This window comes from Nocardia sp. NBC_00403 (assembly GCF_036046055.1).
In the GTDB taxonomy this organism is placed as follows: domain Bacteria; phylum Actinomycetota; class Actinomycetes; order Mycobacteriales; family Mycobacteriaceae; genus Nocardia.
Genome location: NZ_CP107939.1, coordinates 1,393,482 through 1,406,692 on the forward strand (window position 1 = coordinate 1,393,482; position 13,211 = coordinate 1,406,692).

General features: G+C 65.9%; 11 protein-coding genes. 5 read left to right on the forward strand and 6 right to left on the reverse strand.

Going from position 1 to position 13,211, the window contains the following annotated elements; all coding sequences use genetic code 11:
* The first annotated feature begins 61 nt into the window (after nucleotides 1-61).
* Complete coding sequence (locus OHQ90_RS05905; protein ID WP_328408062.1) at nucleotides 62-1,522, forward strand: MFS transporter; 1,461 nt, start codon at nucleotides 62-64, stop codon at nucleotides 1,520-1,522.
* A 71-nt stretch (nucleotides 1,523-1,593) separates the two neighbouring features.
* Here the strand turns inward: OHQ90_RS05905 and OHQ90_RS05910 are convergent, their stop codons facing one another.
* Nucleotides 1,594-2,142 carry a dTDP-4-dehydrorhamnose 3,5-epimerase family protein gene (locus tag OHQ90_RS05910; RefSeq protein WP_328412596.1) on the reverse strand — a complete coding sequence of 183 codons (549 nt, stop codon included), beginning with the start codon at nucleotides 2,140-2,142 and terminating at the stop codon, nucleotides 1,594-1,596.
* 2 nt (nucleotides 2,143-2,144) lie between these two features.
* Complete coding sequence (rfbA, locus tag OHQ90_RS05915) at nucleotides 2,145-3,017, reverse strand: glucose-1-phosphate thymidylyltransferase RfbA (RefSeq protein ID WP_328408064.1); 873 nt, start codon at nucleotides 3,015-3,017, stop codon at nucleotides 2,145-2,147.
* A gap of 225 nt (nucleotides 3,018-3,242) precedes the next feature.
* Between rfbA and OHQ90_RS05920 the strand changes: the two genes are divergently transcribed.
* On the forward strand, nucleotides 3,243-4,235 hold the full coding sequence (locus OHQ90_RS05920; protein WP_328408066.1) for an alpha/beta hydrolase: 993 nt from the start codon (nucleotides 3,243-3,245) through the stop codon (nucleotides 4,233-4,235).
* A 305-nt stretch (nucleotides 4,236-4,540) separates the two neighbouring features.
* Here the strand turns inward: OHQ90_RS05920 and OHQ90_RS05925 are convergent, their stop codons facing one another.
* On the reverse strand, nucleotides 4,541-5,251 hold the full coding sequence (locus OHQ90_RS05925) for a hypothetical protein (RefSeq protein ID WP_328408068.1): 711 nt from the start codon (nucleotides 5,249-5,251) through the stop codon (nucleotides 4,541-4,543).
* Nucleotides 5,252-5,548: 297 nt separating this feature from the next.
* On the opposite strand from OHQ90_RS05925, the gene rfbB reads away from it, so the two are divergent.
* The gene (gene rfbB, locus OHQ90_RS05930; protein WP_328408070.1) at nucleotides 5,549-6,562 is read left to right on the forward strand and encodes a dTDP-glucose 4,6-dehydratase; all 1,014 of its coding nucleotides are present in this window, start codon (nucleotides 5,549-5,551) and stop codon (nucleotides 6,560-6,562) included.
* Nucleotides 6,563-6,623: 61 nt separating this feature from the next.
* Here rfbB and OHQ90_RS05935 read toward each other — a convergent pair whose 3' ends face one another.
* From OHQ90_RS05935 to OHQ90_RS05945, 3 genes are all read right to left on the reverse strand, one after another.
* Nucleotides 6,624-7,328 carry a hypothetical protein gene (locus tag OHQ90_RS05935; protein WP_328408072.1) on the reverse strand — a complete coding sequence of 235 codons (705 nt, stop codon included), beginning with the start codon at nucleotides 7,326-7,328 and terminating at the stop codon, nucleotides 6,624-6,626.
* A 318-nt stretch (nucleotides 7,329-7,646) separates the two neighbouring features.
* Nucleotides 7,647-9,323 carry a DUF2142 domain-containing protein gene (locus OHQ90_RS05940; protein WP_328408074.1) on the reverse strand — a complete coding sequence of 559 codons (1,677 nt, stop codon included), beginning with the start codon at nucleotides 9,321-9,323 and terminating at the stop codon, nucleotides 7,647-7,649.
* Nucleotides 9,320-10,312, reverse strand: a complete 993-nt coding sequence (locus OHQ90_RS05945; RefSeq protein WP_328408076.1) for a glycosyltransferase — start codon at nucleotides 10,310-10,312, stop codon at nucleotides 9,320-9,322. The genes OHQ90_RS05940 and OHQ90_RS05945 overlap by 4 nt, the downstream gene beginning before the upstream one ends.
* Before the next feature lie 198 nt (nucleotides 10,313-10,510).
* Here OHQ90_RS05945 and OHQ90_RS05950 point away from each other — a divergent pair, with 198 nt between their 5' ends.
* Complete coding sequence (locus OHQ90_RS05950) at nucleotides 10,511-11,041, forward strand: GtrA family protein (RefSeq protein WP_328408078.1); 531 nt, start codon at nucleotides 10,511-10,513, stop codon at nucleotides 11,039-11,041.
* A gap of 154 nt (nucleotides 11,042-11,195) precedes the next feature.
* Nucleotides 11,196-13,097 (forward strand): glycosyltransferase, encoded by a 1,902-nt coding sequence (locus OHQ90_RS05955; RefSeq protein WP_328408079.1) that lies wholly within the window; start codon nucleotides 11,196-11,198, stop codon nucleotides 13,095-13,097.
* Nucleotides 13,098-13,211: the final 114 nt, after the last annotated feature.

A 13,211-nucleotide genomic window follows, 5' to 3' on the forward strand; every position in this document is an offset into this window, starting at 1 on the left:
GTTCAATGCAAGCGCATTAGTTGTGTTGGCATTTAATGTGTACGCATGTAACGTACCTCGCATGACTTCTGCGGCAACCCGACCGGCCGCCCAGGCGACCGATTCGATCAGTTGGTCCCTCCGTGTCTGGGGCATGCTGATCACTCTCTGCATTGTGTTGTTCCTCGATGGTCTCGACGTTTCGATGATCGGAGTCGCGCTGCCGTCCATCGGCGCCGAACTCGATCTGTCCACCACCACCCTGCAGTGGCTGATCAGCGGCTACGTGCTCGGATACGGCGGCCTGCTGCTGCTGGGCGGACGCACCGCCGACCTGCTCGGGCGGCGCAAAGTCTTCCTGATCGCGCTCGCGGTCTTCGCGATCGCCTCACTGGCAGGCGGCCTGGTCACCTCGGGCCCGCTGCTGATTCTGACCCGCTTCGTCAAGGGCCTTGCCGCCGCCTTCACCGCGCCGACCGGCCTTTCCATCATCACCACGAACTTCGCCGAGGGCCCGGCGCGCAACAAGGCGCTGTCCATCTACACCGTGTTCGGCGCGGGTGGCTACTCCTCCGGCCTGCTGTTCGGCGGGCTGATGACCGGTGTCGGCTGGCGCTGGACCTTCCTGCTTCCGGTGCCGATCGCGCTCGCCGCGCTGGTCGCCGCCTACCTGCTGGTGCCCAAGGACGAGGCCGCCGAAGAGGGCGGTCACGACATCCTCGGCGCGCTGTTGTCCACCGCGGGCATGCTGCTGCTGGTCTACACCGTGGTCACCGCGCCGGAAGCGGGCTGGGGATCGGTGCGCACCATCGGTTCGTTCATCGCGGTCGTGGTGCTTTTCGCCGGTTTCGTCGTGGTGGAGAAGCGGGTCGCGTACCCGCTGGTCCGGCTCGGCATCCTGAAGAAGTCGTCGCTGGTGCGGGCCAGCCTCGCGATCATCGCGGTGGCGGGGTCCTACTTCAGCTGGCAGTTCATCGTGACGCTGTACATGCAGGACTCGCTCGGCTGGTCGCCGCTGAAGCTGGCGATGGCGCTGCTGCCGGTCGGCCTACTCGTGGTGGGGTCGGCGTTCTTCTCCGACAAGCTGGTCGACCGGTTCGGCACCGGGCCGATCATCGCGGTCACCATGGTGGTGATGGCCATCGGCTACCTGCTGTTCCTGCGGCTGGACACCGCACCGTCCTACTGGACGATGCTGCTGCCCGCGGTGCTGCTGATCGGTATCGGCTGGGTCGGCTTCCCCGCCATCAACATTCAGGCGACCAACGGTATCGAGGACGAGGAACAGGGTCTGGCGGCCGGCGTGCTGCAGACCTCCATGCAAGTCGGCGCGGCGATCGTCCTCGCCGTCACCACGGCGATCATCTCCTCCGGTGCGCACACCGACACCTCGCCGTCGGCAGTGCTCGACGCCTACCGCCCCGGACTGGAGTTCGCCGCAGGCGTCACCGTGGTCGGCGCCCTTGTCGCGCTGCTCGCCTTCCTGCCCAAGCGGCGCAAGCCGGCCACCGAGCCGGAGCCGGAGCTCGAACTCGTCGGCTGACCCAGCTGCGGCCGAATAGCGCCGAACGCCACCACCCGCTGCGGTGGTGGCGTTCGGCTGTTGCCGTCGGATTACGAAAAAGGCGGTGCCACCGTGTCTTTAGGGGAGCGGACGTAGCTCAGTGGCTTGCCGTCGCGGCCGACCGTAGGCCAGTCGATGCCGAGCTGCGGATCGAAAGCATCGATATCCCTGTCGAATTCGGGGCTGTACTCCAGCGAGCAGAGATAGGTGACAGTGGAGTGATCCTCCAGTGACAGGATCGCGTGGCCGAGGCCCTCGGAAAGGAACATCGAGCGCCGGTCGACGTCGTCGAGGACCACGCTGTCCCAATGTCCGTAGGTGGGGGAGCCCGGGCGCAGGTCGACGACCACGTCGAGGAACGCACCGCGCACGCAGGTCACGTATTTTGCCTGACCCGGTGGGTCTTCGGTGTAGTGGATACCGCGCAGCACGCCGGCGGCGGAGACCGAGCAATTGACCTGTCGCAGGTCGAACGCCCGCCCGGTCAACTTCTCGAATTCGGAGGCCTTGAACGATTCGAGGAACATGCCACGGTCGTCACCGAACTGGCGCGGGGTGATCACCCAGGCGCCGGGCACGGCGAGTTCACGGAACTCCATGCTCACCAGTCCCGTCCGCGCTCGAGCAGGTCGAGCAGATAGCTGCCGTAGCCCGAACGGACCAACGGCTCCGCCGCCGTGCGCAGCTGGTCATCGTCGATGAAGCCCATCCGCCACGCGACCTCTTCCGGCACACCGATTTTCAGGCCCTGCCGCTGTTCGATGGTGCGGACGTAGTTGGCGGCGTCCAGCAGTGAGTCGAAGGTGCCGGTGTCCAACCATGCGGTGCCGCGGGCCAATACGTCGACCTGGAGCCGATCCTGTTCCAGGTAGGCCCGGTTGATGTCGGTGATCTCGTATTCACCGCGCGCAGAAGGGCGCAGCCCACGCGCGATCTCGACCACGTCGTTGTCATAGAAGTACAGCCCGGGGATGGCGTAGTTGGACCGCGGCGTCTTCGGCTTCTCCTCGATCGATACCGCGCGACCTTCGGTGAATTCGACGACGCCGTAGGCGGTCGGGTCCGACACCCAGTAGGCGAACACCGCGCCGCCGTCGACCTCCGCGAAACGGTTCAGGCTGGTGCCGAGGCCGGGACCGTGGAAGATGTTGTCGCCGAGCACCAGTGCCGCGCTGTCGGCGCCGATGTGGCTCGCGCCGAGCACGAAGGCCTTGGCGAGGCCGTCGGGCTCCTGCTGGACGACGTAGTCGATGGCGATGCCGAATTGGCTGCCGTCGCCGAGCAGCCTGCCGAAGGCCTCGGCGTCCTCCGGGGTGGTGATCACCAGGATGTCGGTGATGCCCGCGAGCATCAGCGTGGACAGTGGGTAGTAGATCATCGGTTTGTCGTAGACCGGGACCAGCTGCTTGCTCACCCCGCGCGTGATGGGGTGCAGCCGGGAACCGGTGCCGCCCGCCAAGATGATTCCGCGCATGGGAAGGAGTCTGCCAGTTTCGCCTGGCCCGGAGTCGGGGAGGTTCCGACTCGCCCACAAATTGATCACAAACGTTTGGTGCCCGGGCGCGCCGGGCGATTGTTGTTGCGTAGGTCACGTTAACGTGATTTTCTGAAATATCAATGTGTGAGATGTCAGCGTCGACAACTCGCCCGCGACAACCTCCGGTCGGGCTCGGCGTGCCAGTTGTGAGGTAGGTGCGCGATGTCAGCGAGCAGAATCGGCGAGCCCGGTGTTGTGATGAATCCGGATGGCCAGAGCGCGCACTCCCGAATGTTGTTGGCGACGTGCCTCGGGGTGGTGCGGCCGGTGTTGCGAGTCGCGCCCATCACCCGCGCGACCATTCCCATCGGCGCGGCCGCGATCGACACCCTCGCGCGGTTGCGCCCGGAGCCACGCGGCGTGGACCGGGAGCAGGTGGAGCTGAACGGTTTCCGGCTCGAGGTCATCCGTCCGTCCGGCGGCTCCCGCGCGCTGCGTCACGGCGCGGTGCTGTACATGCACGGCGGCGGATTCGCGGTGTGTGGACTGCGCACGCACCGTCCCGTCGCGGCCAGTCTGGCCAGGCGCACCGGACTGCCGGTGGTGAATGTCGACTACCGCCAGCTGCCCGCACAGAGCATCACCCAATCGATCGACGACTGCATGAGCGCCTACCGCTGGCTGCTGCAACACGGGGCGGACCCGGCGCGGATCGTCTTCGCGGGCGATTCGGCGGGCGGCTACCTGACCTTCGCCACGGCGCTGCGCGCGATCGAGCTCGGGCTGCCGAGCCCGGCCGGCCTGATCGGACTGAGCCCACTGCTCGATCTGGACTACGCGGCCAAGCGTGACTACATCAATACGGCGCGCGATCCGTATATCCCGCTGTCCGCGCTCGCCGCTGTGGTGCGGATCGGGGCTGAGGTCGACCGCAGGCTCGATCCGATGCTCTCGCCGGTCAACGGTGCGTTGGCCGGCCTGCCACCGGTGCTGTTGATCGCGGCCGAGGACGAAATACTGCGCTACGACTGCGAACTGATGGCGCAGCGGCTCACCGCGGCGGGCGTGCCGAACTCGCTCGAGCTGTGGCGTGGCCAAGTGCACGCGTTCATGAGCATCTTCCCCAACCTCCCCGAGGGCCGGGCGGCGTTGGCCAGGGTCTCCCGATTTGTGCGCGCTCGCCTCGAGCGGCCGGAGCAGGCTCGGACGGCCTGATCACGGTCGGCCGGACGAGTCGAACCCCGCCTCGGAATTTCCGGGGCGGGGTTCACATTGCCAGGTGGCGCCTGTCGCAACACCTTCCGCATCGACAATTGCTTGTTCATCCATTCCGAATTGATTCGGCGTCGACGGCACCTGGATCGCAAACTGTCAGCTGCTGTCCCTGAGCAATTCATCATTCGTTCACCTGATCGGCCTTCGGGTCGTTCAGTGCCGCGGACCCGTATGGCAAATGCAGGCAACCCCGCCACGGCGAGTGCCGGGCGGGGTTGCCTGCATCAGGTTGTGCGAAGCCGGTTCTACTTGGCCGGGACGAACGGCTGGTTGATCGTGGTGAAGTACTGGATCACCGCACCGATCGCCACGGGGGCGGTGATGAAGATCTGGCCCAGCACGGTGCCGACCGCACCGACCAGGGCGATACCCGCGATGCAGCCGACAGCGGCGGCGGGCAGGAACGGACCGAACAGGCCGACGATGGTGCCACCGACAACCGCGCCGCTCAGCACGCCGCCGAGCACGCAGCCGATGGCCGCGCCACCGAGGCCGCCGACCAGGGTGCCGATGGTGGCGCCCATGGCGATGGTGTCCTTCAAGCGGTTGAAGGCGGCCACCTCACGGTCGTATTCGGACTTCCAGGGGGCCTTGTCCTCGAAGGGCAGCGCGACCGGCTTGTAGGTGGCGTGCTCCATGTCCATCTGCGGGGTGAGAGTCGCGGTGCGGCCGGAGATTTCGGCGGCGATCGGGAACTCGAACTCATCGACGCGGAACTTCAGCGGGGTTCCTGCGACCACGGTGCCGTTGGCGGCCTTGATCTTCAGTGCATCATCTTCGACAACGATCGATCCGGCATCGGTCGTCACGATCGACTGTGTTTCGGTGGCCTTGGCGGTGAAGTTGATCGGAGCGTCGGCAGCCGGGGCCGCCGGATCCGCGTTGACGGTACCTGCGGTGACGCCCATGGCGGCAATCAGCAGGGCCGACGTAGCGGCGAATTTCCTCATCAGCATTTGTTTTAGACCTCAGTGTGAAGCGTTCGGAGGGGACTAGACGATCGAAATCTAGATCAGCTAACGAGTGGTGAACCGGTTGTGACCTTTTATTCAAATTTTGTTCACCATTGAGACCCGAGGCTTGGTGGGGTCTTGGAAATAAGTGCGTCGACTAGGGATTTCTGCGGAGAATCAAACGGGTCGCCTCACTCTTTCGCCAGATAGTGAGACTGAAGTCACACTGCGCAAAGGCCTCCCAGCGCTGCGAAGGGCCTCGGCGGCCGGCGGGCCCACCGGTGGACGTAGTGTCGTGGAGTGCGATTGCTCGTAACCGGCGGTGCCGGATTCATCGGTGCGAATTTCGTTCGACAGACCGTGGCCGAGCGCCCCGACACGACGGTAACCGTCCTCGACGCCCTGACATACGCGGGCAGCAGGGCCTCGCTCGCGCCGGTGGCCGACCGAATCGACTTCGTGCACGGCGATATTGCCGATCTGGACCTGGTCGACGAGCTCGTCAGCGGTGTCGACGCCGTCGTCCATTTCGCGGCCGAATCGCACAACGACAACTCCCTCGCCGACCCGTGGCCGTTCGTGCAGACCAACATCGTCGGCACCTACTCGCTGCTGCAGGCGGTGCGCAGGCATGAGGTGCGCTACCACCATGTTTCCACCGACGAGGTCTACGGCGACCTCACCCCGGAGGCCGCCGCCTTCGACGAGAACACCGCCTACAACCCGTCGAGCCCCTACTCGGCGACCAAGGCCTCCAGTGACCTGCTGGTGCGTGCCTGGACCCGTTCGTTCGGTGTCCGGTCGACGATCTCCAACTGCAGCAACAACTATGGGCCCTATCAGCATGTGGAGAAGTTCATCCCGCGCCAGATCACCAATCTCATCGACGGTGTCCGCCCGCGGCTCTACGGCGCCGGACATCAGGTGCGCGACTGGATCCATGTGGACGACCACAACCGGGCGGTGTGGGACATCCTCGAACGCGGCCGGACCGGCCAGACCTATCTGATCGGCGCCGACGGCGAACTCGACAACAAGTCGGTGGTGCGGATGATCCTGGAGGCATTCGACCGCGACCCCGACGATTTCGACCACGTCACCGACCGCGCCGGTCACGACCAGCGTTATGCGATCGACGCGTCGTTGCTGCGGTCCGAACTCGGCTGGACCCCGCGCTACTCCGACTTCCGCGCGGGGCTTGCCGTGACCATCCAGTGGTACCGCGACAACGAATCGTGGTGGCGCCCGCACAAGGCGCTGACCGAGCGCGCCTACGCCGCCGCGGGCGAGACCGAGATCAGTTCGGCACACTGACCTGACACGCGAAACCCGCTCGGCGTATTCGCCGGGCGGGTTTCGTGTGTTCGAAGGCGCGTTACTTGGCGGGCGCGTTGAACGGCTGGTTGATGGTGGTGAAGTACTGGATCGCCGCACCGACGGCGACCGGGGCGGTGATGAAGATCTGGCCTGCGACAGCGCCGACGGCGCCGACCAGGGCGACACCCGCGATGCAGCCGACGGCGGCGGCGGGCAGGAACGGACCGAACAGGCCGACGATGGTGCCACCGACAACCGCGCCGCTCAGCACGCCGCCGAGCACGCAACCGACAGCCGCGCCACCGAGGCCGCCGACCAGGGTGCCGATGGTGGCGCCCATGGCGATGGTGTCCTTCATGCGATTGAAGGCGGCCTGCTCACGGTCGTATTCGCTCTTCCAGGGAGCCTTGTCCTCGAAGGGCAGCGCGACCGGCTTGTACGCGGCGTGTGCCATGTCCATCTGCGGGGTGAGAGTCGCGGTGCGGCCCGAAATCGCGGCGGCGATCGGGAACTCGAAGTCGTCCACCCGGAACGACAGCGGCGTTCCCGCCAGCACCGTTCCGTTGGTCGCCTTGATCTTGAAGACGCCGTCTTCGATGGTCATGGCGCCGGCATCGGTCGTGACGATGGTCGAGGTGTCGGTGGCGTTCGCGGTGAAGTTGACCGGTGCCTCGTCGGCGGGTGCGGCGTTGACAGTGCCGGCGGTCACGCCGATCGCGGCGATCAGCAGTGCCGACGTGGCGGCAAATTTCCTCATCAGCATTTGAATCCTCGATGCACATTGTTCGGAGTGGACTCCGTAATAAGAATCGAGGTCAGCTAATTCGTGGTGAATCAAACGTGATTGTTTATTAAGGCCCCGTTCACCTGTCGGACCGAGTGGCCTCTTTGGTGTCTGAAAAGTGCTACCTGTCAGCGGTTTTCATGTTCGGTGCCAGAGTCGACCACGGAGGGTTCGCGGGCCATCTCGAGACGGACATCACAACTTATCTCACGTAGTGATGTGTCAATTGTGATCTGAGTGAGTGTTCGGCAAATTCAAGATCACAATTCGCGACCGATGGTCCGGCGACTATCAAGATCAGCCCCAGACAATGGAGTAGTACTTCCACAGCGCGGCGATGAGTGCGAACGCAGTGGCCGCGATGACGGTGATCGCCGGGCCCCGCGTCGGCGTCTTGCCCTCGGAGTCGGTGAGGCGCAACGGCATCCACCGCAGCAGCACGGTGAGCCCGATGATCGCCAGCGGGACGAAGTAGCGGCCCTGCACGCCGTCGATGATGTAGTAGCCGACCGGCGTGAAGGACATGTAGAGCGTCACGTAGATCATCGCGACGCTCGCAGCCAGGGTGAGCGCGACGATCAGGGCGCGCCGGAACGTCGCGGTGGCCGGGTTCATCCGCTCCGCGATGCCGACGCTCACCGCGAAGGCGAGCAGGCAGGCCAGCATCGACACGGCGGGCACGTCGATGTAGGCGAAGCCGAGTTCACCGAAGAACTGGCTGAACCACCGCTGGTCCCGCAGCGCGATGCTCTCGCCGAAGGTATTCACGAAATGCAGGGGATCGGCGAGGATGCCGTGCAACTGCTCGCCGGGCTTGACCGAATTCCACTGGTGCGGTGGGCGCATCAGGCCCATGCCGTCCCCGGTCGGCGCGGCGACTTTCATCCAGGCCGCGAAGACAAGACCACCGGCGGCGGCGAATCCCCAAGGGATCCAGCGCTGCCAACCGGACTCGGCCCACGATGCGCCGGGCGCGACGCGGGAGAATCCGAACCGATGCACCGGCACCACCACGATGAGCATCGCGAGCAGCACATATGTCGGCTTGCTGATCGGCAGCAGGATGGTCGCGGTCAGCAGCGCCGCCGTTTCCACCCGCCCGAGCCGGTCGCCGAGGAACAGCGCTTTGACCAGCAGCGCGGACACCATGATGGCCAGCGCGTTGGTCAATGTGTCGGCGGTGACCGTGCCCGACTGGAACACCGCGATCGGCAGCGCGGCGACGGTGAACGCCAGCCATTGCACCCGATGCCTGCGCAGCGCCCACAGGCCGAATCCGACAACGGTCAGGTAGACGAAAAGTCCGGCGAGCCGGGTGAGCAGCACCATGCCGCCGACGTCGAGGCCGAACAGCTCGGAAAGTCGAATGCCGACGGCGGCCGGGATATACGGCACCGGCGAGTAGGCGGCGGTATTGGTGAACCAGACCGGTTCGGTGGCCGAGGAGACTTCCGCGCCGCCGAGCCGGTCGTAGTCGCCGGGATCGGCGACCATCGGGTCCGGCTCTTCCGGGTTGGTTGTGTAGTCGTGCATCGCATAGCCCATCACGGCGGTGATGCTGGTCGGCACGTTACCGCCGTAGGCGACGCCGCGATCGTCCTTGATCCGCTCGGGCAGGAAGCCGCCGTGGGCGACCTGATAGGCCCTGCCGAACTGGGTGATCTCGTCATGGCCCCAGAAGGGTGGGGTCACCACGGCGAACAATGCGCCGAAGACGGTGGCCAGGAGGGTGAAGGCGACGGTCGCCGCGCCGAAGCGGGCGACAATGCGCTGCGCTGTTCGGCGGACCGCGTTACCCGTTATGCCCGCCGATTCGGCAGCGTCGGGCGACTTCGGTTGTGCGGCACCGTCGTCCGAGCTCGAGGACTGGTCGAGGATGGGTGCCCGACCCGGCGCGCTATCGGCTGGAGTCGCGTTATCCGCAGGTGTCGACTCTTGGTCGTCGGTCGTGGTTCGGTCGGCCGAAGTGGTCAACGGTCGGCTCCACCGTTCGCGTCACCACCATGTCCGTTCGGGTGCGGGTCATCGGCGCTGACGGCCGAGTAGCGCAGGTAGACCAGCCGGGACGCCTCGTGCCGTGAGCGGCGGATGCCGTCCAGGATCAGGCCCGCGGTCCAGGCCAGGCTGCCGAGCAGCAGCAGCGTGAAGCCGAGGAACAGTGTCGGGAAGCGCGGCACCTCGTGGGTGTTGTAGAACTCGACCACTATCGGGATGGTCAAGATGATCGAGACCAGGAAGCTCAGGGTGCCGAACAAGCCGTAGAACGCGACTGGGCGTTCATGCCTGGCAAGGCCGATGATCAGCGCCAGAATCTTGAAGCCGTCGTGATAGGTGCGCAGCTTGCTTTCGCTGCCCGCGGGCCGATCGCGGAAGCCGACGGGGACGGCGGTCTGCGGCACCCGCAGATGCAGCGAATGCACCGTCAGCTCGGTCTCGATCTCGAATTCCCGCGACACCGCGGGGAAGCTCTTCACGAAGCGGCGCGAGAACACCCGGAAGCCGCTGAGCATGTCTTCGACGTTCTCGCCGAACACCTTTCCGACAACACCGTTGAGCACCTTGTTGCCGGTCTCGTGACCCGAGCGGTACGCCGAGGCACCCTCGACTTCCTGTTTGCGGACGCCGAGCACATGGTCGTAGGGGCCGTCGAGCAGTGTCTTGATCATCAGCGGTGCGGCCGACGCCTCATAGGTGTCGTCGCCATCGATCATCAGATACACATCGGCCTCGATGTCGGCGAAGGCCCGCCGCACCACATTGCCCTTGCCCTTGGTGTGCTCGGCGCGCACGATCGCCCCGGCCGCGCGGGCTCGCTCGGCGGTCGCGTCGGTACTCAGGTTGTCGTACACATAGACGACAATTCCCGGCACGGCAGCCTGGAGGTCGGCGACGACCTTGGCGACCGAAGCCTCTTCGTTGTGGCACGGGACCACGGCGGCTATACGAAGCTCGGTGGAGTCCACCCGGGTCAATCCTCGAGGTCGGCGGTGTGAATGGGAACACCGGGAGGGTACAGGGCAGTGTGGCGCAGCGCGTACCCGGTAAGGGTTGCGTGCGCTCGGTTCACCGAGCCTAATGCGTGCGGTCGGAGGCGTCCGGTTATGGCGCTGCGCCGGTCGCAGCGCAGGCGTGGTCGGCACCGGCTGGGGTACCGTCGCCCGGTGTCCTACCCCGAGCAGCCCGTGTCAGTACCCGAGCGGTCCGACTCCGTGCCACCGGTGCCGGCCGCGCAGCCGCTTGCCGCGAAAGTGATCGGCGCCCTGCGGCGCGGCGGGGCGTTCCTCGTGGTCGGCGCGATCGGGTTCCTTGTCGATGCGGGCACCTACAACCTGCTCGTGTTCTGGGGCGGTGAGGGAATTCTGTACCACTCTCCGTTGCCCGCCAAGATCATCGCGATCGCCGTAGCTACCGTGGTCACCTACTTCGGCAACAAGTGGTGGACGTTCGCGCACAAGAACACTGACAACCCTGGCCGCGAATATCTGCTCTACGCCGTGTTCAACGTGGTGGCCATCGGCTTGCAGCTGGGCTGTCTCGGTTTTTCCCGCTACGTGCTCGACCTGTCGACGCCGCTGTCGGACAATATTTCCGGCACGCTGATCGGGCAGATCGTCGCGGTGGTTTTTCGTTATTGGGCCTACGACAAATTCGTCTTTGTCGGTGGCCCGGCGAATGCCGAGCAACAGAAGTAGTCGCGGCACCATGGCTGCTGAACAGGCGCGGGCCGAGGTCGGTTGATATCCTCGCACCCGCCGCGAACGGCATCCAGGGGCTGTCTGTCCCGTCGGCACCCCGAGCGAGCACCCGGGAGCGCCGCCAATCGACACCGAGGATTTCGAGGACTTCATGGATCAGTCGGCTACCCAAGCCGTTACCGAAACGAACGATCGACCTTCGGCTGCTGAAGCGCCCGCCTCGCTGCGCGCCGACCATCGGGCGCCCGATCGGCTGCTGCTGCAGCGCGGCATCTTCACCGGACCATCGGCGAAGGTCAGCGACGAGCTGTATGCCGTCGTGAAGGGTCGCGCGCATCGGGAGCGACTGGCGTTACGACTGGAAAAGGGCGCGACCGCCCACACCAACACCTACTTCGGTCGGTTCGCCGCCAGCTACTGGCAGCGCTGGACCACCGTCACCGAGGTGCGGGCGACGATGGTGCTCGACGTGGCCGCGAAGGCAAGGGTCCGGGTGGTCGCCTCTGATATCGCCGGGCACCGACGGATCATCGAGACCGCCGAGATCACCGCGGCCGGCCCGCTGACACTGACAGCGCCGCTGGACCAATACGTCGATGGTGGTGCGTTGTGGCTCGAGTTCGATGCCATCGGCGGCGACCTCGGGATCACCGAACTCACCTGGACCTCGGTCGCACCCGACCATGTGCGGCCGGTGGCGATCGCGATCTGCACCTTCAACCGGGCCGCGGATTGCGCCGAAACGGTGGCCGCGCTGGCCTCGGACGCAACCGTGCTCGCCGCGATCGACGCGGTGTACGTGGTCGACCAGGGCACCGATCTGGTGGAGAACCGTCCGGTGTTCCAGAACACCCTGCCGGTCTTCGGCGACAAACTGCGCTACATCCGGCAGCCCAATCTCGGCGGTGCGGGTGGCTTCACCCGTGGCCTCTACGAGGTGTCCGCGGTGAACGAGCACGCCGATGTGATCCTGATGGACGACGACATCCTGTGCGAGCCGGAAACGGTGCTGCGGCTCAATGCCTTCGCCAATATGACAGTGGAGCCGACGCTGGTCGGTGCCCAGATGCTGTTTCTGCTGAACCCCGACTACCTCAATGTCGGCGCCGAAGAGGTGCACCTGCACGAGCTCAAGCACGGGCAGAAGGTGCCGAAGGCATTGCGCAACACCAGCATGCTCAAGCGCAACCAGGAGCGGCGCGTCGATGCGGGCTACAACGCCTGGTGGACCTGCCTCATCCCGGCGGAGGTCGTGGCCAAGATCGGTCTGCCGATCCCGATCTTCTTCCAGTGGGACGACGTCGAATACGGCGTTCGGGCCCGCGAGAACGGGTTCGTGACGGTCACCCTGCCGAATGCCGCGGTGTGGCACGCCGACTTCTATTGGAAGGACTACGACGACTGGGCGCGTTACTTCAGCACCCGTAACTCGCTCGTCGTCGGTTCGCTGCACGCCGATCTCGACGCGAAGGCCATCAGCCGCCAGCTGTTCCGCAGCCTGGCCGAACATCTGGTTGCCATGCAATACGGTCTGGTGCACACCACCCTGCAGGGCATCGAGGACTTCCTCGAGGGCCCGAAGGTGTTGCGCGACGGCGGAATCGAGGCGCTGGCCGCCGCCCGCGCCGCCCGCGGCGACTATCCGGAGACGGCCAAACACGCGGCCGCGACCCCACCGGTGCGCTCCGGGGATATCCAGCTGCGCAGGGCGGGCGGCGAACCGAGCCGCGTGACTGCTGTGCTGATCAAGCGCGCCATCGGCCAGTGGACCGGCCGTACCCAGCACGGCTTGATCGGCATCACCCGCGAGGACGCGCACTGGTGGCACGTCGCACTGTTCGACCATGTCGTCGTCACCGATGCCTCCCAGTCCGGCGTCCGAATCCGCCGTCGCGACAAGGCAAGGGCCCGCGCTCTGCTGCTGCGCACCCTGCGCACCCTGCGCCGCCTGCGCCGTGAACTGCCCGCCTTGCAGCAGCAGTACCGCGCCGCGGTCCCGGAGCTCACCAGCCGCGCGAACTGGGAACGCCTCTACGGCATCGAGTCCGAGTAGGTCGCCGTACAACGAGTGACGAGCCGTACCCGCCATCGCGGGTGCGGCTCGTCCGGTTCACCGGGGCGCGTCGGCGCAGTCGCCGATGGGTCCGGGCATCGGCGCTTCGGTCGC